The sequence below is a fragment of the Roseibium limicola genome (assembly GCF_017313085.1).
Taxonomy (GTDB): domain Bacteria; phylum Pseudomonadota; class Alphaproteobacteria; order Rhizobiales; family Stappiaceae; genus Roseibium; species Roseibium limicola.
This window is the reverse complement of sequence record NZ_JAFLNF010000009.1, coordinates 123,281-149,276: the sequence shown is the minus strand read 5'-3', so window position 1 is coordinate 149,276 and position 25,996 is coordinate 123,281. Positions and strand designations below refer to the sequence as shown.

Sequence of the window (25,996 nt, the reverse complement as noted above, 5' to 3'; positions counted from 1 at the left end):
AGATCGTCGGCTAAGAGAACGCCTCGCCCAGGCCGTGACCCGCGTCTGAGCGAGCTGGCGCGAGTCCGACTGCATGACTGTCATCGCTTTGTTGGAAACATGTGAGATACGGCATGTGGAAAGCCCTTTGCCGGGTCAGGATGAGATGCGGCAAAAAAACGGGCGGTCGTGAAACAATGTGCTAACAGTACCGATAGACTGAAAGCCAACGGGCGGGATGAGCAAATCCATGTTAAAATCAGATCACAAACCTGCTCCTTTCAAACGATCCGTCATGCTGTCACCCAAGAAACTGGTTCAGAAATTCTCACCAGCTGCCGGCCTGCCCCTGAGCCGGTTCGGCCTGCCTGCGCCCACGCTGCTGCATGATGCGGAAGCTCTGGCCAAAACCCGCAGCACGCTTGGCCGCGTCGGATCGCTGGAAGTTCGGCTGGCCCGCAGCGCCGGTGAAGTGAAAAAAGCCCAGCGCCTGCGCTATGAAGTTTTCTACGAGGAAATGTCGGCCATTGCCGACGCCCAAACCCTGACCTCCCAGCGCGACTCCGATCCTTTCGACTCCATTTGCGACCATCTGCTGGTAATCGACCACGCCAAGATGAAGCGGAACAAGCTGGGCCGCCTGAAGCCGACAATCGTCGGCACCTATCGGCTGCTGCGTCAGGATGTGGCCGGTGCCCATGGCGGGTTCTATTCTGCCAGCGAATATGATGTGCAGAGCCTGGTGGACGCCAATCCGGGCAAGCGTTTTCTGGAACTTGGCCGCTCGTGCGTGCTCAAGCCCTACCGCAGCAAGAAGACTGTCGAGCTGCTGTGGCAAGGTATCTGGGCCTATGTGCTGGCCCACAAGATCGACGTGATGATCGGCTGTGCTTCGTTTGAAAACACCAATCCGGATCTGCTGGCCGAGCCGCTTTCCTTCCTGCATCACCATGCACGCGCGCCGGAAGACTGGCGGGTTTCCGCGCTGCCCGAGCGCCATGTGGAGATGAACCGGGTGCCGGCAGAACTGCTCGATCAGAAGGCTGCGCTTCGGCAGTTGCCGCCGCTGGTAAAAGGCTACCTGCGCCTTGGCGCCTATATTGGCGAGGGTGCGGTCATTGACCACCAGTTCGGCACCACCGATGTGATGATCATCATGCCGGTGAGCGAGCTGAACGCCCGCTATGTGAATTATTACGGCGCCGACGCTAGCCGTTTTGCCAGCTAATTTCCTGCTTTTACGCTTGCGCAATGCACCAGAACGCAACGCCAGAAACAAGCAAGGGGCCGACAGCGGCCCCTTGAACGTTTTTGCACACGCTGGGCCTATTCGCCAGGCTGCGGCCCGTCATAGCCATCGACGATCAGCAGTTCGCCAGCGGAGGCCGCCGCGCGGAATGCCTTGGCTGCCTGATACTCGGGCGAGTTGTAGCAAGCCAGAGCGGTTTCGCGGTCCGGGAACTCGATGACCACATTGCGGGTGCGCTCTTGGCCCTCAAGGCTCTCGAACTCTCCACCACGCACCAGAAAATGCGCTTTGTACTTGGCAAAAGCCGCTTTCGTTCCGGCAACATATTTGGCGTATTCGTCCGGATCCCGCACATCCATGCGGGCGATCCAATAGGCTTTGGGCATTTTGTCTTCCCTCTGTGGTGTCTGATCAATTGGTAGCGCAGACCACGCAATTTCCACAAGGGTCGAGACGAGCCCAAAGGCTTAACGCCCCCTTAAATTGCCTCACTCTATTGTCATCAAAGAAGTCGCATTTTCCGGGGTAGGGACGGGTCAGAAAACCGCATGGCGCGCAGGAAAACCGCTCGATCTCGTGTTGAGCCGCATTTTGACGGAGCAACGCAGGCCCTTGGCCTGCGGGTGGAGCCACGCGACCGGACGGCAGCGCCAAACAAACCCAAAACACGCAAGACCGCCACCAAATCTACCAGCCGCAAAGGTGGCCGAGGCTCATCCTCAGGGTCCGGCAACGGTGGCAACCGCAATGGACGCCGCAAGACCAAACGCTCACGGAAGTCATCCGGGCAAGGCGGCTTTCTGCTGCGCGGGATACGCCGTCTGATCTATTGGGGGCTGGTGCTGGGTCTGTGGGGCGGGATCGTCGCCGCCGGAATCGTCGTCTATTACGCCGCCTATCTGCCTCCCACCTCCGAGTGGCAAGTTCCGCAACGCCCACCCAACGTCAAGATCATCTCGGCCACCGGCGGTCTGATCGCCAACCGCGGGGATACCGGGGGTGAGGCCGTGCGGCTGGAACAGCTGCCGCCCTATCTGGCCAATGCAGTGATTGCCATCGAGGACCGACGCTTTCGCTATCATTTCGGCGTCGATCCCATCGGTCTGGCGCGTGCTCTGGTCACCAACCTCACACGCGGCGGCGTGGTTCAGGGTGGCTCAACCCTGACACAGCAGCTGGCCAAGAACCTGTTTCTGGAGCAAGACCGAACGATCAAGCGGAAGATCCAGGAACTGGTCATGTCCTTCTGGCTGGAGGCGAATTTCTCCAAGGACGAGATCCTGGAGATGTACCTGAACCGGGTTTATCTGGGGGCAGGCGCCTATGGCGTCGATGCGGCCTCCCGGCGTTACTTCAGCAAGTCGGCCCGGTCGATCAGTGTTGCCGAAGCCGCGACGCTGGCCGGCCTCCTGAAGGCGCCATCGCGCTATTCTCCCGCGCGCAATCCGGATCTGGCCGAGGAACGCGCCCAGGTCGTGCTCGCGGCAATGAACGAAGAAGGCTACATCACCGACGATGAGGCCAAGAACGCCATCGCCTTTCCGGCCAAGGTTGTGCGACGCCACACCACGGCAAGCGAGAATTATGTCGCCGACTGGGTGATGGATGTGCTGCCGCATTATGTCGGATCGATCACCACCGATATCGTGGTCGACACCACCATCGACATGACCATGCAACACAATGCAGAGCGCGCCTTGCGTGAGGCCATCACCGAGAACGGCGAAAAATACCGTGTCGGGCAGGGGGCAATCGTCACCCTCGACACCGCGGGAGCAGTCAAAGCGCTGGTCGGCGGGCTGGATTACGGCAAAAGCCAGTTCAACCGGGCCGTCAACGCGCAACGGCAGCCGGGCTCCTCATTCAAGCCCTTTGTCTATCTGGCGGCGCTGGAAAGCGGCATGACACCGGACACGGTGCGCGAAGACCGTCCGGTCAACTTCAACGGCTGGTCGCCACAAAATTACAGCAAAAATTATTATGGTGCCGTCACGCTGACGCAGGCCCTGTCGATGTCGCTGAACACGGTGGCCGCACAGCTGGCCAATGAAGTTGGACCAAAGGCCGTGGCGCGCACCGCCAAGAAACTCGGCATCACCTCGCAGATGTCCAACAACCTGTCGATCGCTCTGGGAACCTCGGAAGTCTCGCCGCTGGAAATCGCCTCCGCCTATGTGCCGTTTTCAAATGGCGGATACGGCGTCATTCCGCATGTCGTACGGCGCATCACGACGATGGATGGAAAGTTGCTCTATTCCCGCAAGGGCGGCGGCCTGGGGCGGGTGATCTCGCGTCAGCATCTATCGGAAATGAATCTGATGATGGCGCAGACCCTGGTGACCGGAACGGGCAAGAAAGCCATGCTGCAAAACCATCGGCCAGCCGGTGGCAAGACCGGCACCAGCCAGGATTTCCGCGATGGCTGGTTCATCGGTTACACCGGCCACCTGACCACCGCCGTCTGGCTGGGCAATGACAACAATTCTCCCACCAAGAAGGCCACCGGCGGCTCACTGCCGGCCACTATCTGGAAAACGGTCATGGACGAGGATCACACGGATTTCGCCGTGGCTGATCTGCCTGGGGTTCCTCAGGGCATGATGACCGGTGCACGCCAGGCGAGACCGCCAAGCCCACCGAGCAACGTCGGAACCGGCAGCAAACCCTTGCTCCCCGAGCCAATGCGCCGTGGTCCGCTGGATCTTCTGAAATCCCTGTTCGGTGGCTGAGTCCTGTCTTTGACTGCTGACCCGCTATCTGCGACCTCAGCCGTAACCATGCAGCCGAACACCATTGTCTTTCAGCCACTTGCGGGCAGTTCTGGTGTGTGGAGCCAGCTCTTCGCAGACCGCCCAAAAACGGTCGGAGTGGTTCATCTCGGCGAGATGCGCCACCTCGTGGGCGGCGACGTAATCAAGGATTTCCGGTGGCGCCAGGATCAGACGCCAGGAGAATGACAGCCGACCGTTGGAAGCGCAGGAGCCCCAGCGGCTGCGGGTGTCGCGCACGGAAATCGCCGCATAGGGTTTGCCCAGACGCTGCGCGTGAAAACTGACCGCCTGTTCCAGATCCTTGCGTGCCTGAGCCTTGAGCCAGGTCGTCAGCTTGCGTGGCACATGCTCAGCTTCACCCGGCACATGCAACTCCGGCAGGGCAGCGCCAGACGCATCAGGCACGCCCAGGCGATCCGGGTCACTGCAGGCCACCTGACGCACCAGGCCTCGCAGCTTGCCTGTCGGGCAGATCAGATGATCCTCACCACGCAGTGGGATGATGTCGCCGGGCGCCATCGCCACCGGGTCAGGGCGCTGGTCCATGCGCTCCAGCAGCCAGTCGACATGCGCCAGGGCAAACCGCTCGGCCCGCTTCAGGTCAGCGTTTTTCGGCACTGTCATGACCGGGCCGGAGGCATCCGCCGGCAAACGCAAGAGATAACGCTTGGCGCGGGGATCCGGCCTCAAGCGAATGCGCAAAGGCCCGCTTTCGGTCGAAATCTCGATATGGGGGGGCAGGAGTTTGCGGCGGCCGCGCAGCAGCATGGTTTTCTTGAGATCCGACTTCAGGCGCAGGGCGCAAATCACGTAAGACGGACAGTCTAGCCTGTCCTTCAAAACGACGAAAGCGGCGCTTTCGCAAGCGCCGCTCTCCGTCCTGCCCGATCTCCAACTCAACTCTCAAGCTGGGTCAGATCGGAAGGCCTGTCAGGCCGAAGGTGTGGTCGGTCCATGTCCTCGATCGGCCATGAAACGGTCAAACTCACCCTGGTCCTTGGTCCGGCGCAGCTCCCGCAGGAACTCGTCGAACTCGTTGCGCATGGTTTCCAGCTTGGCGCGTTCTTCTTCCAGCCGCTTCAGCTCACGCTCGCGGTAGTCGTCGAACGCCACATTGCCGGTGCGGGCATAGCCATTACCGTTCATCTGGTTCATGCATCCTTTCATCGGGCTTCTGTTCCACTGGCTCTTGGCATCACGTGCCATGTCCTGGAAACGGTCACCCCAGAGGATATAGGCCAGCATGGCAAGGCCGAGAGGCCAGAACGCCACAAAGCCCAAAATCATCAGGCCAGTTGTCAGCGGCGTCCATGCCGGTTTGATTGCACTCGTTGCAGTTGTCATCGCTCCATCCATCACAAACATCAACAAGTTTCAGATGGTGACGCGACGACAGACTTGCAAGAACGTCTTTACCGATTTTAAGTTCCCAGTAATTCCGGGTCCATCGTCTGAGCGTAACTTCAGGCAACCATTTCCGATAGTTTTCGCGCCTGATCAATCCACCCGTCGCGGGCAATACGGCCGCGGAAATCGAGTTTCGTATCAAGTGCTTCGATCTGGGTTTCGGTCAGTCCGGCGATCTGCCAATAGTGGAAGATGCCCGCGCCGTTCAAAGCCGATTCCAGCTTTGGCCCAACACCGCTGATTGCCTTCAAATCGTCGGCAACCCCTTGCGGGCTCGCCAGAAGGATCTTTTCCAGAGGCTCGCTATCGGTGGTTGCCTTGACCGCAGGGGCCACTGTTTTCTCTGCTTGCGCAGATGCCTTGTCCGGCGTCTTTTCAGCCGCTTGGGCAGGCTCGACCGCCTTCGCATCGCTGACGGCCGGTTCAGCAACAGCTTTCGTCTTGTCCGCAGCTTCAACCGAAGGCTTTGCAGCAGGCCGTGAGGAGCCATCCTGGCGATGCGACTGGATGAAATCCATCACCCGCGGGCAGATTTCAGCACGCCAGCGAGACCCGTTGAAGACGCCGTAGTGGCCAACATTGGGTTGCTCGTAATGCGCCTTCATGTCGTCATCCAGATTGGAGCACAGCGCATGAGCTGCTCTGGTTTGGCCACGACCGGTGATGTCGTCCTTCTCGCCTTCGACGGTCAAAAGCGCAGTGCGACGGATCTTGCTGCAATCCACCAGCGTGTCGCCATGCATCATGGTGCCGTTCGGCAGGGAGTGGTCGATGAAGACCGACTCGACGGTCTGCAGATAGAATTCCGCCGTCAGATCCATCACTGCGAGATATTCGTCATAGAAGTCGCGGTGCTTGTCGGCGCTGTCGCCATCGCCTTCCACCAGTTGCTGGAAGAAGTCCTTGTGCGCCGTCATGTGCCGATCCAGGTTCATGCTCATGAAACCGGTCAGCTGCAAGAAACCAGGATACACATCGCGCATCACGCCCGGATGCGGGAAGGGCACCTTCATGATGACATTGTTGCGGAACCAGTCGATGCCCTTGTCGACGGCAAGTTCGTTCACTGCCGTCGGCGCGATGCGGGTGTCAATCGGCCCCCCCATCAGAGTCATCGAGGCCGGAACATAAGGGTCTTCACGGCCTTCCATCACCGCCACCGCCGCCAGCACCGGCACAGATGGCTGGCATACGCCAACGATGTGCGTGTCCGGGCCGAGAAAGTGCAGCATGGAGATGATGTAATCGATGTAGTCATCGAGATCGAACTTGCCATCCTGCACCGGAACCATGCGGGCGTCGATCCAATCGGTGATGTAGACATCGGCGCGGGGCAGAAGCGCTTCCACCGTGCCGCGCAGCAGCGTGGCGTAGTGGCCGGAAATAGGCGCAACCACCAGAACCTTTGGGTCCTTGCTGCGGCTCGTCGTGCCGCGCTCGAAGTGCAGCAGATCGCAGAACGGGCGCGACCAGACCACACGTTCGGTCACAGGTACCCGTGATCCACCGACCAGCGTGTCCTTCAGTCCGAATTCCGGCTTGCCATAGCGTCGTGTCATTCGCTCCAGCACTTCACAACCGGCCGCGACAGACCGCCCGACTTCGGTGTGAGTGAAGGGATTGAGCGGGTTCTGGAAGCAGAGCTTGGTCATATCCGCCATGGCCCGCATCGGGCCGACGAAAGCATGGTTTAGCTCGTAAAACTGATAATAGAGCACGCGCAGGTCTCCTTGACCCGGCCTGGATCGACCACCGTGACTGGGAATGCGTCGCGAAACAATGTGGCCATCGTTTCACGGTCCCCGAAAGAGGGCGGTCTCAAGCGGCCGGTTTGCCGCACCCGGCAGCCGTAGCAAATCCGGGGTCTGACGTTTTTTGCATCGCAACAAGCATAGCCCTCAGAGGAAGCCCGCGCAATACTGCAAAATACCAAGACGGTGCCAACGTGCAGAAGCGATTATCGTCAAAAATACCATGGACGTGCGCAAACAAGCAGGGTTTGCCCTGCAAATAATGACAATATCCAACAAGTCATTGCTTATGCAGCCAAATCAGCTACCACCGCATCGAGGACCGAAAAGCCCTCCCGCGTTGCACGCACATGCGTCGCGTCGAGCCGCTCGACCATGCCGTGACTGATCAGATCGTCGATCTTGTTCTCATCCACTTCGCGGGTGGAAAGCATGCGGTAGCGGTTGAGATCGATACCTTCGACCAGCCTCAGGCCCATGAGAAGGTACTCGTCGCCCTGCTCTTCACAGGTCAAACCCGTGTTCTCCACCATACCGTGACCATGGGCTTCAACCGCCTCCAGCCAGCTTTCCGGATGCCGCTCAATCGCGGTGGCCACCTTGTTGACGCCGACAGTCAGACGGCCATGAGCGCCTGGACCAACACCGACGTAATCGCCGTAGCGCCAGTACACCAGATTGTGCCGGCATTCCGCACCCGGCCGGGCATGGTTTGAAACCTCATAGGCCGGAAGCCCGTGCGCTGCCGTCACATCCTGGGTCAATTCATAGAGTTCCGCCCCCAGATCCGGATCGGGAACCTTCAGCTTGCCGGCCTTGTGAAGATTGTAAAACGGCGTGCCTTCCTCAATCGTCAGCTGATACAGCGACAAATGGTCGGCTGCGAGCGAGATGGCCCGCTCCAGCTCGGCAGACCAGGCTTCCGGCGTCTGGTCGGGGCGGGCATAGATCAGATCGAACGACAGGCGCGGAAAGGTTTCGCGTGCTGTCTCGATGGCCTTCAGCGCCGTGTCCACGTCATGCAGACGCCCCAGCAAACGCAAATCCCGGTCATGCAGGGACTGAACGCCAAGCGATACCCGGTTGACGCCCGCTGCGCGATAGCCACGGAAACGCTCGGCCTCGACGCTGGACGGATTGGCCTCCATCGAGACCTCGACATTGCTGTCCAGCGACCAGTGCCGCGAAATCGCGTTCATCAGCCGTTCGACAGTACGTGGATCCATCAGTGAGGGTGTTCCACCGCCCAGAAAGATCGAATTGACGGTGCGCCCGCCCGTCAGCTCAGCGAAATGCGCCAACTCGCGCTCAAAGGCAGCGGCAAACCGCTCCTGATCCACCGGCTGGTGCCGCACATGGGAGTTGAAGTCGCAGTAAGGGCATTTGGCAGCGCAAAACGGCCAATGCAAATAAATGCCGAACCCGCCGGGAATTGCGGAATTATGCCCAATTTCCTGCGTCATCAGCCCTCCAGACAAGCCTTCGAGAAGAGCTGGAAAGCCCGCGCACGGTGCGACAGCGCCTGCTCGGTCTTCGACCAGCCATGTTTTTCATCAGATGTCATTTCGCCAAAGGTCCGTTCGTGACCTTCGGGACGGAAGACCGGATCGTAACCGAACCCGGCCGTGCCACGCGGGGGCCAGATCACTTCACCCTCGACGTCACCGCGGAAATACTCCACATGACCGTCCGGCCAGGCCAGGCAAAGCACACAGACGAACGAACCCGCGCGCTGCTCCGGGGTGGTGGCGCCGGCTGTTTGAAGTTTTTCCTCGATGGTGCGCATGGCCATGGCGAAATCTTTGTCAGGCCCGGCCCAGCGCGCAGAATAAATGCCGGGGTCGCCATTCAGCGCCGCAACGCAGAAGCCGCTGTCGTCAGCAAGCGAGGGCAGGCCAGAGGCCGTCGCCGCAGCCACCGCCTTCAGTTCGGCATTGGCCTCAAAGGTCGTGCCGGTTTCTTCCGGCTCGGGCAGGCCAAGCTCACCGGCGGAAACCACATCAAACCCGTAAGGGGCCAGAAGATCATTGATCTCGCGGATCTTGCCCTTGTTGTGACTTGCCACCACAAGGCGGCCCGGTTCCAGCGTTCTGGCGGTCATTGTCGTTCCCTGTCCCTCAACTCGGTCTCCAGCGGCAAAGCAGCTCAGAGAATAGCCATTTTCTGCAGATCGATCAGTCGGCCGATGCCGGTCTTTGCCAGTCCCATCAATTGGGCGAACTCTTCTTCGGAGAAAGGTGCGCCTTCTGCGGTGCCCTGGATCTCGACGATGCCGCCGGAGCCGGTCATCACGAAATTGGCGTCGGTTTCTGCCGTGCTGTCCTCGGCGTAATCCAGATCCAGCACCGGAGCGCCGTTGTAGATGCCACAGGAAATCGCCGCGATGTGATCCTTCAGCGGATCCTTTTTCACCATGTCACGAGCCCGCATCCAGTCGATGCAGTCGCGCAGGGCAATCCAGGCGCCGGTGATGGCAGCGGTACGCGTGCCGCCATCGGCCTGAATGACATCGCAATCGACGGTGATCTGCACTTCGCCAAGCGCTTCCAGATCAACGATAGCGCGCAACGAGCGACCAATCAGTCGCTGAATTTCCTGGGTGCGGCCGGACTGTTTGCCGGTGCTGGCCTCACGGCGCATACGGCCGCCGGTGGAGCGCGGCAACATGCCATATTCTGCGGTCACCCATCCACGCTGCTGGCCACGTAACCACGGCGGGACACGCTCTTCCAGGCTGGCGGTGCACAGCACATGCGTGTCGCCGAATTTCACCAGACAGGAGCCTTCGGCGTGTTTGGAAACAGCGCGCTCGAGGGTCACGGGGCGCAGCTCGTCTGCAGCGCGTTTGGAAGGGCGCATCACAGCCTCCTCAGGGGCCGGCAGCACTTGCAAGCGCGCCGGAATTGCAGGAAATCTCTGGACTGTCAGAAACAGTGTTGGGGCGCCTTGTAGACCTTCAACGTGCACAACGCAAAGGCTGCTTGCACGCTGCCCCGGTTTTGCGCCTATATCTAGCCATGACAAGTGAGCCCGTGCAGACTGCCAGTCCATCCGGCCAGAAGCGGCCTTCACATCACGGTTCTTGTGCGGGACAATCCCCGGACAACAAGGGAGAATGACCAGTTGAGCCTGAGCGATCTGGACAAGCGGTCACGGGAGATCTTTCGATCCATAGTCGAAACCTATCTCGATACCGGTGAGCCGGTGGGCTCGCGCAATGTGGCGCGCGCCCTCAACATGTCGTTGTCGCCGGCATCGGTGCGCAATGTCATGTCGGACCTGGAGCATCTGGGGCTGCTGCATTCGCCCCACGCCAGTGCCGGGCGTCTGCCGACGCAGATCGGCTTGCGCTTCTTCATTGATGCGCTGCTGGAAGTCGGCGATCTGACGCAAGACGAACGCCGGCAGATCGATGTGCAGGTGCGGGCCTCGCAACAGACCAATTCGGCTGCCCAGGTGCTGACGGAAGCCAGCCAGATGCTGTCGGGCCTGTCCAGCGGCGCCGGAGTGGTGCTGACCCATAAGTCCGACATGCGGCTGAAGCACATCGAGTTCATCCGTATCGAACCGCTGAAGGCGCTGGTTGTTCTCGTCGGCGAAGATGGATCCGTGGAAAATCGGGTGATCGGCCTGCCTGAAGGGCTTCCCGCTTCTGCGCTGATCGAGGCGGGAAACTATCTCAACAGCCGCTTGCAGGGCCGCACCCTGGGTCAGGTCCGCAAGGAACTGGAGCAGCTGAAAACCGACAATCAGGCGGCTCTTGACCAGTTGTCGCAAAAGATCATCGACGCCGGACTTGCGGTGTGGAGCCAATCCACCGCCGACGAACCCGGCACGCTGATCGTGCGCGGACGCTCCAATCTGATCACCGACATGGGCGCGGCCGAAGATCTGGAGCGGATCCGGCTGCTGTTCGACGACCTTGAAAACAAGCAGGAGCTGATCCAGCTGCTTGGCCTGGCGGAAAAAGGCGACGGCGTTCGCATCTTCATCGGCTCGGAGAACAATCTGTTCTCGCTCTCCGGCTCGTCACTGGTCGTCTCACCCTATCGCGACCGGGAGCAGCGCATCGTCGGGGTTCTTGGGGTAATCGGTCCAACCCGGTTGAACTATGCGCGCGTCATCCCCATGGTCGACTACACGGCTCGACTGGTAAGCCGCATATTAGGATAAGAACACATGAATTCGGAAACGCCACAGGCCATCGCCTGTCCGTGTTGCGGCAACCTGACACTCGGAACGGACGGCATGGCCGCTGACTGGGACATCTGCCTGGTCTGCTTCTGGGAAAACGACCCGGACCAGCGCAAGGATGAAACGCTGGCGGAAGGCGCCAACGACGTCAACCTCAAGACCGCGCGGGAAAACTACAAGGCGTTTGGTGCTTGTGATGAGAACGTCAAGGAACACGTCCGCGATCCATTGCCCGAGGAAGTGCCGCAGCCGGAAGCGCAACACTAGACCCCTGCCCTGAAGAAAGCCCCATCCCTCATGATGACGCTCACTCCTGCCGAACTGGAACGCTATGCCCGCCACATCGTGATGCGGGAAATCGGCGGCCCGGGCCAGCAAAAGCTGAAACAGGCCAAGGTGCTGGTCATCGGGGCCGGTGGACTTGGCGCGCCGGTGCTGCAGTATCTGGCAGCCGCCGGCATTGGCACGCTGGGGATCGTCGATGACGATACGGTGTCCCTGTCCAACCTGCAGCGCCAGGTCATTCACGACACGGAACATCTGGGCGAGCCGAAGGTCGCCAGCGCGGCAGAGGCCATCGCCAGGCTCAATCCGAATGTGGATGTGGTCCCGCACCCTTCGCGTCTTGCAGGCCACAACGCCATGCAACTGGTCTCCGCCTATGACCTGGTGGTCGACGGCTCGGACAATTTCACAACACGCTATTTGACGTCCGACGCCTGCTTCTTCGCCGGAAAACCGCTGGTGACCGCAGCTGTCGGGCAGTTCGACGGGTCGCTGACGACCCTGAAGCCCTATGAAACCCGAGACGACGACACCCGGAACCCGACCTATCGCTGCCTGTTCCCGAACCGACCGGCGGATGATGCTCTGCCGACCTGTGAGCAGGCAGGGGTGCTCGGTGCGCTGACCGGGATCATCGGCGCCATGCAGGCGATGGAAGTCATCAAGGAGCTAACCGGAACCGGCGACAGTCTGGTGGGGCGGCTGATCCTGTTTGATGCGCGGGCGTTTCGGATGGAGACGGTCAAATACAAGTGGTCGGCAAAGAACCCGCTCAGCGGCGATGCGCCGAAAACCTGGGTCGAGATGCTGGAGCTGCTATAAGGCCGCTCACACGCAGGCCGGCAAGCTGCTTTGCCGATATTCCATGAAAAAAGGCCGCGGCGAAAGCCACGGCCTTTTTTGCATTTCGTCCAGACGCTAAGCCTTAGTTCGGCTTTGCCTGGCTGGCCTGCTGCGCCATGTTCTGGCGGTAGAGCTGGGCGAAATCGATCGGATCCAGCAGCAGCGGCGGGAAACCACCGTTGCGGCTTGCTTCGGCCAGAATGTTGCGGGCGAAGGGGAACAGCATGCGCGGGCATTCGATCATCACGAAAGGATGCATATGCTCCTGCGGCACGTTGGTGATGCGGAAAAGGCCGGCATAAACCAGCTCCACGTTGAACATCACCATGTCCGGGCGCTCGGCTTTCGCAGAAAGCGTAATGACCACTTCGAACTGATCTTCGCCAACCGGCTGTGCGTTTACATTGACGTTGATGTCAAGCTTCGGCTGCTCACCCTGCTGCAGGGAGCGCGGCGCATTCGGATTTTCGAAGGACAGATCCTTGATGTACTGTCCCAGGATGTTCATACCCGGCGCAGCGGGCGCGTTTTCTGCCTGCGGCTGCGCGCCGGCGTCATTGGTATCGGTCATCTTCAACTCATTCCGTTTTGCGGTTTTCGAAGGCAAGTCCGACCGCTCCGGCCGAACCTTCCTGGTGGAGGGCCCGCAGTGCTTCCCCACCATCCGTGCAAGACGGCTAGCATTTGCAGCCCGTCGGGACAAGAGCGGACAAGCAAAGGGTCGGTAAAGAACCTCTTGTCACCCGCGCAAAAGGCGACCAAAACGGTGTTATGCTTGAAAATACCGCCTTTCGGGTTGCCGGGCCCTCGCAACGCCTCCGGCTCGACACACTGGTTCGGCTGCGCTGGCTGGCTGTTGCCGGCCAAACCGCCGCGCTGCTCGTTGTCAGCATCGGCCTGGGCTATCCGACGCCGGTAGGCCTTGCCTTTTCTCTGGTTGCCCTGTCTGCCTGGCTGAACGTCTTCCTGAAAATCCGCTCGCCCGCTGCAGTGCGCATTTCGGAACGATCCGCTGCGCTGCAGCTGGGCTATGACATTGCCCAGATGAGTGGCCTGCTGTTTCTGACCGGTGGTTTGGGCAATCCCTTTGCCTTCCTGCTGATGGCGCCGGTGATGGTGTCGGCGACAGCGCTGTCTGCCCGCTACACGATCGTGCTGGGAACACTGGCGACCGTTGCCGCCAGTTTGCTGGCCGTCCTGCATATGCCCCTGCCATGGCCCGGCGATACGGCCTTTGCACGCCCGCCGGTCTATTCGGTCGGGGTCTGGGTCGCTCTGGTGCTGACGCTGGGTTTCATGGCGACCTATGCCTTCAAGGTGGCGAATGAGGCGCGAAACCTGGCCGATGCGCTGGCGGCGACCGAGCTGGTTCTGCAGAAAGAACAGCATCTGAGCGCTCTGGATGGACTGGCCACGGCGGCGGCACACGAACTGGGCACACCGTTGGCCACCATTTTGCTGGCGGCAAAGGAACTGAGCGACGAGTTCGAGGATGACGACCCGCGCAAGGAAGACATTCTGCTCATTCGGCAGCAGTCCGAGCGCTGCCGTGAAATCCTGCGCCGGCTCAATTCCTTGTCGAGCGACGAAGACACGACCTTCCAGCGCATGTCGATGTCGCAACTGCTGGAAGAAGTCATCGATCCGCACCGGGGGTTCGGCGTCGCGCTGGAAACCTCTTTGTCCGGGGAGGGTCCAGAGCCGGTCGGCTCCCGCAATGCCGCCATTCGCTACGGTCTGGGAAATCTGGTGGAGAACGCCGTCGACTTTGCCGACAGCAAAGCAGAAGTCGGTGCCCTGTGGGACAACAAATCCGTCACCGTGACGATCCGCGACGATGGTCCGGGTTTCAGCCAGGACCTGCTTACCAAGATCGGCGACCCCTATGTCACCGCCCGTGGCCGGGCAGGGCGCAGCGAAACCGGTGGCGGATTGGGCCTGGGGTTTTTCATTGCCAAAACCCTGCTGGAGCGCACAGGCGCGAAAATCGCCATCGAAAATCGCCCGCCACCGGAGACCGGCGCCTCAATTCGTGTGACATGGCCGCGTGCGACAATCGAGACCAAGGAACGAGTGGACGCCTCCTGGATTTCCGGCCATAAGCTGTCCTAAAGGGTAAACCTGCCCTAAACCCTTTCTGAGTAAACCGAACCGCTGGATTGAGCGTAAGTCAGGAATAACAGGAAGACATCGATGACGGATGTACCGCCGCTCTTGGACGACTACACTGACAAATCCCTGCTGATTGTCGATGATGACAAGGCATTCCAGCAGCGCTTGGCGCGTGCCATGGAAAAGCGCGGCTTCACCGTTGAAACCGCCGACGGATTGGGCGAAGCCACCGCAAAGGTGCGCATTCAGGCTCCCGCCTTTGCCATCGTCGACATGCGGCTGGAAGACGGCAACGGTCTCGACGTCATTGAAGTCATCCACCAGCAGCGACCGGATTCCCGTGCGATCATCCTGACCGGCTACGGCAATATCGCCACGGCCGTGACCGCGGTGAAAATGGGTGCCGTCGATTATCTCGCCAAGCCTGCGGACCCGGACGATATCGTCGCAGCCCTGGCCCGCCAGCCGGAAGACAAGGCGCCGCCGCCGGAAAATCCGATGTCCGCCGATCGGGTGCGCTGGGAACATATTCAGCGCGTCTATGAGCTGTGTGACCGCAACGTTTCGGAAACCGCACGCCGCCTGAACATGCACCGGCGAACACTGCAGCGCATTCTTGCGAAGCGCGCGCCGCGATAACACCGGAACCGAAGGGCGTCCGAGGGTGTTTCCCAAGACAGCTTGCCCTATTGCCGCCGATTTGCCTAAGTAACAGCCAAATCCCTGTTTGTTGTTCCGATCTTGCCGGAGGTCTCCATGCGGCCGCGAAATAACCGCGCATCACGCCTATTGTTCTCTGCAGCTGCATCCGCTGTTTTACTGCTGGCCACGGCTGCTCAGGCTCAAACCCCACCGGAAACGTTGAGGATTCAGGTCAAACCCGTCAAACCGGGCATTCGCTCCGTCACCATAGATGGGCGCTATCGGCCCATCATCAGCCGCGACGACGCAGGAGTGGTGATTGATACACTGGGCAGTGCCGACAGCCTGCCACCGTGCTCTGTCGAGCTGCAGGTGACACTGGAAAACAGCCGTGTTCTCAACCGCTCTGCCGATCTTTGCTCCGGCGACACGCTGTTGGTGGACGTCGGCAGCGACGGCAAACCTGCCGGCGCCCGTGTCATCGGCGGCTCCGAGGGAGCCGTCCCGTCGCCAACCAAGCAAGCAACGCCTGCGGCCGAAACCCGCAAGTCCGACCCGTCCAGCACACCAGCTCAATCTGCAACACGGCCCCAGCCACCCCGCGACCAGGACCCGGCGACGGCAGACGAATCCGGGCCTGCAATGGGCCAGGCGCCTGCGACGCGTGATCAGCTGACGGAGAAGAAAACCAAAGGCGACGGCGGTACGCTTCTCAAGCCACTGGAAAAAGTCGACACACCGATCGACAATACGCCGGAGAGCGCCAAGTCCAGTCAGGACTTGAATACAATTGTCGGGGAAAGTCTCAACCGGCACCGCCCCAAACAGGACGGCTCGACAAAATCACCCGCTTCAGGCGATGCGGTCACGGTCGGACAGGCGGAAAACCGGGTCTGGGAATCCGATCCGGGCAGCCAGCCGGGCGACCGCAGCTATCTGACCCATGGGGTTTCGCAAACCGACGATATCGACTTCCGCGCGGCCTGTCTGACCCAGAGCGGCCAGGCGACCATCGTCTTTGCCCAGACCTCCCCCAGCACTTCTGAGGGCGTAACCGAGCCGGTTTCGCTTTCCGCCGGTGCGTTCTCGATGACCTACACGGCCGTCGGCTCCAGCAGCAACAACCAGTACGGCCAGTCCTTTCCGCAGGTTACCCTGCCGTTGACGGACCCGTTGTGGCAGTCGCTGATCTCTGAATCCCAGCTGAAAGTGCAAATCCAGGGCACACCGGCCTATTCGGTATCACTGAAGGGCAGCGCCACCCCGGTGCGGCTGTTCGTGGCCACCTGTTCAGAGCCTCAGCGCATTGTTGGTGAGGATCCCGCCAACGGATTTGGGACAGAGCCATCCGGTTTTCCTGGACAGCCAGGCGGGTCGGGTCCTGGGCGCACTGCCGCTGATCTCTCTTGTTCGGAGGCCGGACGCGTTCGGTCCCTGCAGGGCGAACGCAATGGCCAGATCGTCTTCCAGAACAACAGTACCCGGCCTGTCGACGTCAACTGGATCGGCTATGACGGCAACACCCGGCATTTTGCTACGCTGGAGCCGGGACAGATGCTGAACCAGCCAACCTTTGTGACCCACGCCTGGCTGGTGCGGGAAACCAATGGTCCGTGCCTTGGAATCTTCGTCTCGCGCTCGCCTTATCGGGAAGTCTCGATCACTGGCGGTCAGCGTTTCGAACAGCCACAGACCCAACCGTTCAATCAGAATAACAACGGCTTTGGCGCGCCACCACCTGCACCCGGCTTTGATGGGGGCCCTGCCGGTCCGCTTCCACCGGCAGACATCGGCGGGCCGCGTCCGCTTGGCTCATCCTCGGGCTTTGGCAACGGCAACAGCAACGCCGGTTTCGCCAATGTACGCGTCGCCGACTATCTGTGTGATGCCGGCGTCGACTTGCGGGTGACCTTCTCGCCGGACCAGTCGCAGGTGACCATTGCCCAGATGGGGGCTCAGCAAGTGACCCTTCCCCGTCTTGGCGCAGCCTCCAGCTTTGCCTATGGCCGTGAGGGCTTCCTGTTCCAGGGCCAGCCGGGAAACACCACCTGGTCACGCCCCGGTCAAAGGGACGTCTTCTGTTCGCTCAGGTGAAAATGTAAAACTACCTTTAAATCCGCATTTGACGCTGGCTTTATGTTATTCTTCAAACGTTCTAATTCTGATGGGTTTTGAGTTTTTTCATAAGCGTGGCTTTGAGAAATGGGAAAAATCGGAGCAACTTTACTTGGCGCAATTGTTGGTGGGTTTTCCGCCGTAGGGGCTATTATATTCTGGTTCGGATGGGGAATGTCTAGTCAGGGACAAACCACCCACCTTGATCCGTCACGCGCTGACTATGTGGACTTATTACTTACTGTTGCGACAATTTTCCTTGGTGCTATTGGTCTCGCAGTAACAGTAGGTGCATTGGTTATTGGTTTGGTGGCACTGAAAACCCTGCGTGAGATCAAGGACGAGGCCGCCAGAGATGCGAAGGCCGCAGCAGCAGAAAAAATCAATGAAACAATGACGAATGATCTCGACCCCAAAGTTGATAGGAAAGTCAGAGACATATTGCCAGTTGCGATTAAAGTCGCGCTTGCAGATAACGAACATCGCGAAGAAATTTTGACCGCACTCGCCCGAACAGGCGCCCTTGATGCAGCCGTGGGAAGGATCATGGAAAGGCTTTATTCTGGCGGCCCTGTGATGGATCCTGAGGATGTAGTCGAGGGCGGCGATCAAGAATGATAAATGCAGGATGAAAAAGTCATGAAAGGGAACACGCAACTCGTGGCATCGTCAAACGCCTGGGAGGTCAAACAACCTTCTCGGGAGTACAGAAACCTCCCCCCCGAGACACGAAAGGCTCTTGACGAATATCTTTCGGAACACCCAGTCAAACTAGGAGCGATCGCCAAGCGGTTGGGAGTAAAAGTTTTGCTCTCTACTCTTCCACGAGGCACCTCAGGCCAAATTGGCCAAGAAGATGGCGAGTTTGTTATCCGCATCAATCGCCACGAGGCAAAATACCGTCAACGCTTCACGCTAGCGCATGAACTGGCTCACTTTCTGCTGCACAAAGAACGGATCATTGCCGATGGTGGCTGGTCTGAGAACGTGTTGCTGCGTTCGGGGCAACCCGAGAACATAGAGTATGAGGCCAACAGACTCGCCTCGGACCTAGTGATCCCCTCTGCCGAGCTGACTGCAGCAGCAGAGGAGTATTCCGGGCCTGCGACCAGTGAAGTCATTGAAGATCTTGCCCGTCGCTTTGGAGTTTCCACTACGGCGATGGAAATCAAGTTGCAGATGACCTGAGGAAGCGGGAATGGCAATGGATGTTCAGGAATATTTGGTCACGCTAGGCGTCCGCCCCGCTGAGCTGAGTGGGTTAAAAGAACTTCCTGGCAGCACGAAAGACAGATTGACGCCCCTCGTCCTATTGGCCCCTTGGCTTTCAACCACACCGTTGACCCGTGCGCTGGACAAATTTGAAGAAGCCTACCCATCCCGACCTTACTTCATCGACGTAGACACCTACTACCGGATGAATGACAAGCCAAACGAGGCGAAGGAGCTTTGGGCACGGCTCGCTGAGAAACCAGCTGACCTTGATGCATGGTGGCAGCTCCTTCTCGAATACCCAAAAGCCAACCCATGTCTACTAATGGCAGAGCGCACAATTGAAAGTGCGCGCGAACAGATTAACTGGGCTAGAGAGAACGACCGTACTTTTTGTCTGCGGATGAACCTTGCAGAGGGCATCGGTTCGGGCATACCACAATGGATGCCCGCCTTAGTGGTGGAGCTTGCTGCAGAAGGTGCGAATGACTACGCCGTGGTGTTCGAATTTGGATGGGTGCCGGATCCATTACAAATGGCGGCACTCGCGATTGGATACACAAACAACTTTTTCTCCACGATACCGCTTGAAGTGCCGATTGCTATTTCATGCACTTCATTTCCAAAAGACTTCACTGTCTTTGACGGAACTGATGTTTGCAACTTTACGAACCGGAATCTGCTTGCTCAGGTGCAACAGGCCACGAACCATCCGAAGATAATCTACGGCGACTGGGGCACGACTAGGCCGAGAAGCTACGGCCATTCAAGCCAACCAAAGTATCGGATTGACTATCCCACTGATCGCTCTTGGGTCATTGCTCGGAACAAAGCCGATCCAATTTCTTTTCAAGAAGCCGCGCAGAGAATTACGAGCAGTCCCCAATGGGCCGGAAATCTCGGCATTTGGGGCGAGCAACTCATAGAGGCAACCGCAGCCGGCCAAGCCTTTGCAATAGACACAATGCCTAAGATGTATTCGGCTCGTATCAACATCCACTTACACCGGCAGGCCTACTACGGGCACCTCCCACCGCCAGACGCTCTCGATGAAGAATGGAGTGATGACGCGTTTTAGTAAATAATTCAAATGCACTTCAACGACACATCGGAAAGTCCAACAAACGCCTTCTCAAGGCTGAAAATGGCAGACAGGACTTTTAATCGTTTACTATCCGTGCTTACACGCTACAAACGACATCAAGCCTCGCCTTTCGGCGGGGCTTTTTCTTTGATCGGTTCAAGTGATATCAAATCCGGCGCAGGGCGACCTTGGCGATCCGGTGAGCGTCGTTCTTGGTCAGGATCAGATCGGCGCGTGGGCGCGTCGGCAGGATATTTTCCCGAAGGTTCACCAGGTTGATCTCGTTCCAGATCCGGTTGGCGGTTTCCAGCGCTTCGCGATCATCGATCCGCGAGTATTTATGGAAATACGAGCCCGGATCGCGGAAGGCCGTCTCACGCAGACGCATGAAGCGGTCGACATACCAGCTCAACAGCTGCTCTTCCGTCGCATCGATATAGATTGAAAAATCAAAGAAATCAGAGACAAACGGCACCGCGCGGCCATCCTTGGGCAGCTCGCGGGTCTGCAGCACGTTCAGCCCCTCGACAATCAGGATATCCGGCTTGTCGACGGTGACCGAATGGCCGGGCATGTTGTCGTAGTAAAAGTGGGAATAGATCGGGGCCCGGACGTTGCGGCGACCGGCCTTGATATCAGACAGGAATTTCAGCAGCTTGGCCCGGTCAAAGCTTTCCGGAAAACCCTTGCGGTGCATGATCCCCTGGGATTCCAGCACCGCATTCGGATAGAGAAAACCATCCGTCGTCACCAGATCAACCTTGGGACTGGCCGGCCAGCGGGCCAATAGTGCCTTCAGAAGGCGAGAGGTGGTCGATTTTCCCACCGCAACGGAACCGGCAACACCGATGATGAACGGGGTCTTGCCGTCCTTGATGCCAAGGAAATTCTGCGACGCCTGATGCAGGCCGACTGTCGCTTCGGCGTAATAGGCCAGAAGCCGCGACAGCGGCAGGTAGATCTTCTCCACCTGGCCCATCGACATCGGATCGTTCAGACCACGCAGCTCTTCGACCTCTTGCGAGGCCAGGGTCATCGGGGTGCTCTTGCGCAGGCGGGCCCACTCCCGCTCGGTAAACACCCGATACGGTGAGAGGTCCATTTCCGGTTTCAGGGTCACAGCCTGATCCATCGTCTCTTGTCGTCCCAAAGTGGTCTCGGGCCAAAGTGGCAATCAGCCCAAAGGCCATCCGGCGCTGGTCCTATTCCTGAGGACGCGACGCCTTTTCCTCAAGGCCCGTCTGGGCAGTTCGCCGCTCAAGTTCCGCCATGACGTCGTCGAGTGGCACGTCAGACGCTTTGAGTAGCACGAGAAGGTGATAAAGCACATCTGCAGCTTCACCCGTCAAATCGGGCTTGTCGTGTTGCACCGCTGCGATGGCTGCCTCCACCGCTTCTTCGCCCAGCTTCTGTGCGCATTTGGCGACGCCCTTGCCCATCAGCTTGCGGGTGTAGGACATTTCGTCCTGACTTTCCGCACGCTGAGCGATAATGGCGTCCAGATCAGACAGAGTAAAATGGGTCATTGGTCTAGCTTCCGTAGCGGCGCAGGCGCGCCCGTTCGAAGAGGTGTCCGAACCAGTCAGATCGTGTCGTCCATACGCATGGCGATGCCCGCATCCTGCATGTGAGCCTTGGCTTCGTGAATGGTATATTCGCCAAAGTGAAAGATCGAGGCTGCAAGAACCGCTGTCGCGTGGCCGTCGCGGATGCCTTCCACCATATGGGTCAGATTGCCGACACCGCCTGAGGCAATGACGGGCACCGGAACCGCATCGGCAATCGCCCGGGTGAGGGCGATGTTGTAGCCGGACTTGGTCCCATCCCGGTCCATCGAGGTCACCAGCAGCTCGCCGGCGCCCAGCGCCACGGCCTTTTTCGCAAACTCGACCGCGTCGATGCCCGTTGGGGTGCGCCCGCCGTGGGTAAAGATCTCGAACTTGTCCGGATCCCCCGGCGCATTGACTTGCTTAGCGTCAATCGACACGACAATGCACTGGGACCCGAATTTCTCGGCTGCCTCGCGGATGAAATCCGGGTTCTTGACGGCGGCCGTGTTGATCGAAACCTTATCGGCGCCGGCAATCAGCAGCTTGCGGATATCTTCCACCGCCCGCACGCCGCCGCCGACCGTCACCGGCATGAAGCAGGCTTCTGCCGTCCGGCTGACGACGTCATAAATCGTGTCGCGGCCTTCGTGACTGGCGGTGATGTCGAGGAAACACAATTCGTCGGCGCCAGCGGCATCATAGGCCTTGGCAGCCTCCACCGGATCGCCGGCATCGACCAGATCGACAAAGTTCACGCCTTTGACGACGCGTCCGTCTTTGACGTCAAGGCAGGGGATCACGCGGGCTTTCAGCATTCGATTGCTCCCACCGGGGTCGCGCCGAAACCCTGTGTTTGTCCAGCCTCACGGCAAAGCCGCTGCGGGTGGACGGGCAGTCCGTCTTTAACGCCAAGGCAGGGGATCACACGGGCTTTCAGGGTCATGAAGCACTCCGCTTGGCCCGGATCAGGTCCATGGCTTCTTTCGGGTCGAGACGGCCATCATAAAGCGCGCGGCCAGAAATCGCACCTTCCAGAATGTCGCAATCCGGCTCCAGAAGGCGGTGAATATCGTCGATGGAGGCAAGACCACCAGAGGCGATCACCGGAATGGAGACGGCGCGGCCCAGTTCCAGTGTTGAAGGAATGTTCAGGCCCTTCAGGATGCCATCGCGGTCAATGTCGGTGTAGATGATGGCAGCCACACCGGCATCTTCGAACTGTCTTGCCAGGTCAACGGCGGTCAGTTCTGAGGTTTCCGCCCAGCCTTCAACGGCGACATAACCGCCCTTGGCGTCGATACCGACGGCTACCTTGCCGGGAAATGCCTTGCAGGCCTGTTTGACCAGCTCCGGATCCCGGACGGCAACGGTGCCGAGAATGACGCGGGAAATGCCCTTTTCCAGCCAGGCTTCAATATGCTTCAGGGTGCGGATGCCGCCGCCGAGCTGCACGGGATTTCCGGTCGACGCCAGGATGCTGTCGACCGCTTCGCCATTGACGCTTTCACCGGCAAAGGCGCCGTTGAGATCGACCACATGCAGCCATTCAAACCCCTGGTCCTCAAAGGCTTTCGCCTGAGCGCCGGGGTTATCGTTGAAGACCGTGGCCTGGTCCATGTCGCCCAGCTTGAGGCGCACACATTGACCATCCTTCAGGTCGATTGCGGGAAAGAGGATCATCTGTCGCTCACTTTGAGGCGCCTCAAGGCGCCCAGTCCAGGAAATTCGAAATCAGGCCGAGACCGAGCCGCTGGCTCTTTTCCGGGTGGAACTGGGTTCCGATCATGTTGTCCTTGGCCACGATGGCCGTGAAGGTTCCGGCATAGTCGAAGGTCGCCAGCCGGTCCTGCTCACGCGCCGTGGCGAAGTGGTAGGAATGGACGAAATAGGCGTGAAGACCGTCGTCGCCGGTCGCAAGGCCCTTCAGCACTGCGTGCCCGCTGTCGCGCACCTGGATGGTGTTCCAGCCCATATGCGGGATCTTCAGCTCCGGCTCGCTCGGCACCATCGCAGTGACATCACCGGCGATCCAGTCGAGGCCTTCGATGGTCTCGAATTCAAGTCCACGGCTGGCCATCAGCTGCATGCCGACGCAAATGCCGAGGAATGGCTTGGCGTTCTTGCCAACCTGCTCGTTCAGCACCTCGATCATGCCGTCGACCGCAGCCAGCCCGCGCTTGCAGTCCGCATAGGCGCCAACGCCCGGCAGGACGATACGGTCGGCCTTGGCCACCCGGTCCGCATCACTGGTGACAAACACATCCGGCGTCTTGGCATGATCGCGGGCGGCGCGCTCGAAAGCCTTTGCCGCCGAATGCAGATTGCCGGCTCCGTAATCAACGATTGCAACGCTCATCGGCCTGCCTCCGGGCTGAGGGTCAGACCGGCAACACGCTCGGTGCCGACGCGCGGAATGATGCTGGAGCGGCGCTCAATCGGTGCTGGCGGATGGTCCTTTTCCACCCGTCCGTCGGCTTGTGCCTGCAACTTGGCAAAATAGCGCAATTCGGCCTCGGTTTCATCAGCTGCAGTGACCAGACCCAGCGTACGCCAATCGGCCTGCTGCAGGGTCCAGCGGCGCAATCCGTTGGCCTCCAGCGCCAGCAAAAAGGCAACCGCCCAGCCGGCGAAAAACGGCGCAGGACCGCCCGCGAAGTTTGCGGCCCCCTGAACGGCGATGGAGACGGTCAGGAACCCCAGCAACACCAACCACATGCGGTGCCAGATCAGCCACAGAATGGAGAGCACGAATGCCCCCCAGGAGAATTTTTCGGGGATGAACACGAGCCGGTCCGCTTCACGCGGGCTGGACACCGGATCCTGCAGATCCGCCGGTCCCATTACATAGAAACTGGTCATGTCTGTCGTCCTTAGCCGCCAAGCTTGCCTTTGGTCGTCGGAAGACGATCTGCCTGACGCGGATCGATTTCAACTGCCTTGCGCAGAGTCCGCGCCACAGCCTTGAAACAGGTCTCGGCGATGTGGTGATTGTTAGACCCGTAGATATTGGCGATATGCAGCGTGATGCCGGCGTTCATGGCGAACGCGCGGAAGAACTCCTCAAACAGCTCCGTATCGAAATCCCCCACCTTGTCGCGGTCGAACGTCACGTCCCAGACCAGGAACGGACGGCCGGAGACGTCCAGCGCGCAGCGGGTCAGGGCCTCGTCCATGGCAAGATGCGTGTCACCATAGCGGGTTATGCCGGCCATGTCGCCCAGCGCCTCGCGGATGGCCTGTCCGATGGCAATGCCAGTGTCTTCCACGGTATGGTGGAAATCGATGTGAGTGTCGCCTTCAGCGCGCACGGTGATGTCGATCAGCGAATGTCGCGCCAGCTGTTCCAGCATATGATCGAAAAAGCCGACCCCGGTCGCTACATCATAAGCGCCCGTGCCATCCAGATTGATCTCAGCGGAAATGCGGGTTTCCTTGGTGTCGCGCGAGATCTTCGCTGTGCGCATCTCTCATCCTTCCTTGGCTGCCGGAGGTGCCCGACGAAACGGCGCCGTTTTAGCAGGCGAATGATGGCATTGAAACACTTATAAGCCGTTGTCTTGTTTGAGTTTGGCTCAAGCCAGCGAATTCAAGCTGGATTGAGGCGCTTCTCGATGGTATGAAAACCCCAATTCCGAACTCCTGAAAGACCCCGCCCGGCGCCAGATTTCTGCGCTTCGGCGCCCACACGCGCAAACGCTTCACAGGCGTGCAAAAGAGAGGCCCGATGTCCACCGCTGCTACCCTGAACCGCTTCGCCCCGACCTCTGCCCGCAATCGCCTGATTATGGGCCTGGATGTGCCAACCGCGCAACAGGCCGAAGCTCTGGTAAACGCGACGGAAGGCGATATCGGCGTCTACAAGATCGGTATGGAACTGCAGTTCGCCGGTGGGCTGGAGCTGGCGCGCGATCTGGCGGCCAGCGGACACAAAATCTTCCTCGATGTGAAGTTGCACGACATCGACAATACGATTTTGCGGGCGGTCAAGAATGTCGCCAAGATGGGCGTCACCTTCATGACCGTTCACGCCTATCCAAAGACCATGCGGGCAGCGGTGCAGGCCCTGCGCGAAGAGTGCAACCGCGATCTCTGCCTGCTCGGCGTCACTGTTCTGACCTCGATGGACGAGGCAGACCTGACCGATGCGGGTTACAAGGGGCCGATTGCCGACGTGGTCTCCGCCCGTGCGGCCGATGCAAGGGCCGCCGGCATGGGCGGGATCGTGTGCGCTGCCACTGAAGTTGGCTCGCTGAAGTCCATTCTGGGCGACGAGCTGGTCACTGTCACACCCGGCATCCGGCCCTCAGGCCATGCGGCCGGCGACCAAAAGCGCGTCATGACCCCGGGCGACGCGATCCGCGCCGGATCGGATTACCTGGTGGTCGGACGCCCGCTCAATCAGGCGGCCGATCCACGGGCGACAGCCCAGCAGATTGTCGCGGAGATCGAAGCCGCCCTCTAAGCGCGGTGGGTGGCCCGGCGCTGCTTTTCGTCATCCTCGGCCCCGTGCCGAGGATCCAGACTTCGAGGTGCTGGATGGTCGGGTCAGGCCCGACCATGACGACCGAGAGGGTTGCGCCCCACGCGCCTGCAGAACCCAGCAACACGCCTCCACCATCGTCACCCCGGCCAAGCGCCAGCGCGATCCGGGGCCGGGGAGCCACGGGCCAACCACAACACCTTGGCTCACCGATCCCGGATCTTCAGGCGTTGCCCTCGTCCGGGATGACGGAGTGAAGGTTGTCGTCAACATGCCCAAGCCGTCATTGCAGGACTTGATCCTGCAATCCATGCCGTTGCCG

General features: G+C 59.8%; 27 protein-coding genes. 12 read left to right on the top strand and 15 right to left on the bottom strand.

What is annotated here, in order from left to right; translation table 11 throughout:
- Positions 1-274: 274 nt before the first annotated feature.
- Entirely contained in the window at positions 275-1,207 is a 933-nt protein-coding gene (locus J0X15_RS18430; protein ID WP_206944016.1) for a GNAT family N-acetyltransferase, read from the top strand.
- A 98-nt stretch (positions 1,208-1,305) separates the two neighbouring features.
- Here the strand turns inward: J0X15_RS18430 and J0X15_RS18425 are convergent, their stop codons facing one another.
- Positions 1,306-1,614, bottom strand: a complete 309-nt coding sequence (locus J0X15_RS18425) for a DUF1330 domain-containing protein (RefSeq protein ID WP_206944014.1) — start codon at positions 1,612-1,614, stop codon at positions 1,306-1,308.
- A 162-nt stretch (positions 1,615-1,776) separates the two neighbouring features.
- Between J0X15_RS18425 and J0X15_RS18420 the strand changes: the two genes are divergently transcribed.
- Entirely contained in the window at positions 1,777-3,957 is a 2,181-nt protein-coding gene (locus tag J0X15_RS18420) for a transglycosylase domain-containing protein (protein ID WP_206944012.1), read from the top strand.
- A 36-nt stretch (positions 3,958-3,993) separates the two neighbouring features.
- On the opposite strand, the gene J0X15_RS18415 is transcribed toward J0X15_RS18420, so the two are convergent.
- The 6 genes from J0X15_RS18415 to rph form a co-directional block, all read right to left on the bottom strand.
- A complete protein-coding gene (locus J0X15_RS18415; protein ID WP_206944010.1) occupies positions 3,994-4,767 on the bottom strand; it encodes a M48 family metallopeptidase in 774 nt (257 codons plus the stop codon).
- Positions 4,768-4,929: 162 nt separating this feature from the next.
- Entirely contained in the window at positions 4,930-5,343 is a 414-nt protein-coding gene (locus J0X15_RS18410) for a DUF2852 domain-containing protein (protein ID WP_206944001.1), read from the bottom strand.
- A gap of 119 nt (positions 5,344-5,462) precedes the next feature.
- Positions 5,463-7,067 (bottom strand): polyhydroxyalkanoate depolymerase, encoded by a 1,605-nt coding sequence (gene phaZ / locus J0X15_RS18405; RefSeq protein WP_231710499.1) that lies wholly within the window; start codon positions 7,065-7,067, stop codon positions 5,463-5,465.
- 377 nt (positions 7,068-7,444) lie between these two features.
- On the bottom strand, positions 7,445-8,620 hold the full coding sequence (gene hemW / locus J0X15_RS18400) for a radical SAM family heme chaperone HemW (protein ID WP_206943997.1): 1,176 nt from the start codon (positions 8,618-8,620) through the stop codon (positions 7,445-7,447).
- Positions 8,620-9,258, bottom strand: coding sequence for an RdgB/HAM1 family non-canonical purine NTP pyrophosphatase (gene rdgB, locus J0X15_RS18395; protein WP_206943995.1), 639 nt, complete (start codon positions 9,256-9,258; stop codon positions 8,620-8,622). Before rdgB ends, hemW begins: the two co-directional genes overlap by 1 nt.
- A 44-nt stretch (positions 9,259-9,302) precedes the next feature.
- Positions 9,303-10,016, bottom strand: a complete 714-nt coding sequence (gene rph, locus J0X15_RS18390) for a ribonuclease PH (RefSeq protein WP_206943986.1) — start codon at positions 10,014-10,016, stop codon at positions 9,303-9,305.
- Positions 10,017-10,280: 264 nt separating this feature from the next.
- Here rph and hrcA point away from each other — a divergent pair, with 264 nt between their 5' ends.
- The 3 genes from hrcA to J0X15_RS18375 are packed head-to-tail and all read left to right on the top strand — an operon-like array spanning position 10,281 to position 12,458.
- Positions 10,281-11,330: a heat-inducible transcriptional repressor HrcA gene (gene hrcA / locus J0X15_RS18385; protein WP_206943984.1), complete on the top strand. Its 1,050-nt coding sequence runs from the start codon at positions 10,281-10,283 to the stop codon at positions 11,328-11,330.
- A gap of 6 nt (positions 11,331-11,336) precedes the next feature.
- Entirely contained in the window at positions 11,337-11,618 is a 282-nt protein-coding gene (locus tag J0X15_RS18380; protein ID WP_206943982.1) for a CPCC family cysteine-rich protein, read from the top strand.
- Positions 11,619-11,648: 30 nt separating this feature from the next.
- On the top strand, positions 11,649-12,458 hold the full coding sequence (locus J0X15_RS18375) for a HesA/MoeB/ThiF family protein (RefSeq protein ID WP_206943980.1): 810 nt from the start codon (positions 11,649-11,651) through the stop codon (positions 12,456-12,458).
- A gap of 103 nt (positions 12,459-12,561) precedes the next feature.
- On the opposite strand, the gene secB is transcribed toward J0X15_RS18375, so the two are convergent.
- A complete protein-coding gene (gene secB, locus J0X15_RS18370) occupies positions 12,562-13,050 on the bottom strand; it encodes a protein-export chaperone SecB (protein ID WP_206943978.1) in 489 nt (162 codons plus the stop codon).
- Between the two features lie 200 nt (positions 13,051-13,250).
- Between secB and J0X15_RS18365 the strand changes: the two genes are divergently transcribed.
- The 6 genes from J0X15_RS18365 to J0X15_RS18340 all read left to right on the top strand — a co-directional run bounded on the left by J0X15_RS18365 (position 13,251) and on the right by J0X15_RS18340 (position 19,638).
- On the top strand, positions 13,251-14,591 hold the full coding sequence (locus J0X15_RS18365; RefSeq protein ID WP_206943976.1) for an ActS/PrrB/RegB family redox-sensitive histidine kinase: 1,341 nt from the start codon (positions 13,251-13,253) through the stop codon (positions 14,589-14,591).
- A gap of 81 nt (positions 14,592-14,672) precedes the next feature.
- The gene (locus tag J0X15_RS18360) at positions 14,673-15,230 is read left to right on the top strand and encodes an ActR/PrrA/RegA family redox response regulator transcription factor (RefSeq protein WP_206943967.1); all 558 of its coding nucleotides are present in this window, start codon (positions 14,673-14,675) and stop codon (positions 15,228-15,230) included.
- Positions 15,231-15,347: 117 nt separating this feature from the next.
- On the top strand, positions 15,348-17,327 hold the full coding sequence (locus J0X15_RS18355; protein ID WP_206943963.1) for a VHL beta domain-containing protein: 1,980 nt from the start codon (positions 15,348-15,350) through the stop codon (positions 17,325-17,327).
- Positions 17,328-17,435: 108 nt separating this feature from the next.
- Positions 17,436-17,966, top strand: coding sequence for a hypothetical protein (locus J0X15_RS18350; protein WP_206943962.1), 531 nt, complete (start codon positions 17,436-17,438; stop codon positions 17,964-17,966).
- 3 nt (positions 17,967-17,969) lie between these two features.
- The gene (locus J0X15_RS18345; RefSeq protein WP_231710490.1) at positions 17,970-18,536 is read left to right on the top strand and encodes an ImmA/IrrE family metallo-endopeptidase; all 567 of its coding nucleotides are present in this window, start codon (positions 17,970-17,972) and stop codon (positions 18,534-18,536) included.
- Between the two features lie 10 nt (positions 18,537-18,546).
- Positions 18,547-19,638 carry a beta family protein gene (locus J0X15_RS18340; protein WP_206943960.1) on the top strand — a complete coding sequence of 364 codons (1,092 nt, stop codon included), beginning with the start codon at positions 18,547-18,549 and terminating at the stop codon, positions 19,636-19,638.
- A gap of 172 nt (positions 19,639-19,810) precedes the next feature.
- On the opposite strand, the gene coaA is transcribed toward J0X15_RS18340, so the two are convergent.
- The 7 genes from coaA to hisB form a co-directional block, all read right to left on the bottom strand.
- A complete protein-coding gene (gene coaA / locus J0X15_RS18335) occupies positions 19,811-20,776 on the bottom strand; it encodes a type I pantothenate kinase (protein ID WP_206943958.1) in 966 nt (321 codons plus the stop codon).
- Positions 20,777-20,846: 70 nt separating this feature from the next.
- Positions 20,847-21,170, bottom strand: coding sequence for a phosphoribosyl-ATP diphosphatase (locus J0X15_RS18330; protein ID WP_206943956.1), 324 nt, complete (start codon positions 21,168-21,170; stop codon positions 20,847-20,849).
- Positions 21,171-21,226: 56 nt separating this feature from the next.
- Complete coding sequence (hisF, locus tag J0X15_RS18325) at positions 21,227-22,009, bottom strand: imidazole glycerol phosphate synthase subunit HisF (protein WP_206943954.1); 783 nt, start codon at positions 22,007-22,009, stop codon at positions 21,227-21,229.
- A 124-nt stretch (positions 22,010-22,133) separates the two neighbouring features.
- Positions 22,134-22,874, bottom strand: coding sequence for a 1-(5-phosphoribosyl)-5-[(5-phosphoribosylamino)methylideneamino]imidazole-4-carboxamide isomerase (gene hisA, locus J0X15_RS18320; protein WP_206943952.1), 741 nt, complete (start codon positions 22,872-22,874; stop codon positions 22,134-22,136).
- Positions 22,875-22,896: 22 nt separating this feature from the next.
- Positions 22,897-23,550: an imidazole glycerol phosphate synthase subunit HisH gene (hisH, locus tag J0X15_RS18315; protein WP_206943950.1), complete on the bottom strand. Its 654-nt coding sequence runs from the start codon at positions 23,548-23,550 to the stop codon at positions 22,897-22,899.
- Positions 23,547-24,053, bottom strand: a complete 507-nt coding sequence (locus tag J0X15_RS18310; protein WP_206943948.1) for a DUF2628 domain-containing protein — start codon at positions 24,051-24,053, stop codon at positions 23,547-23,549. The genes hisH and J0X15_RS18310 overlap by 4 nt, the downstream gene beginning before the upstream one ends.
- Positions 24,054-24,064: 11 nt before the next feature.
- On the bottom strand, positions 24,065-24,658 hold the full coding sequence (hisB, locus tag J0X15_RS18305; RefSeq protein WP_206943946.1) for an imidazoleglycerol-phosphate dehydratase HisB: 594 nt from the start codon (positions 24,656-24,658) through the stop codon (positions 24,065-24,067).
- Positions 24,659-24,918: 260 nt separating this feature from the next.
- Here hisB and pyrF point away from each other — a divergent pair, with 260 nt between their 5' ends.
- Entirely contained in the window at positions 24,919-25,656 is a 738-nt protein-coding gene (gene pyrF, locus J0X15_RS18300) for an orotidine-5'-phosphate decarboxylase (protein ID WP_206943944.1), read from the top strand.
- Positions 25,657-25,996 lie beyond the last annotated feature (340 nt).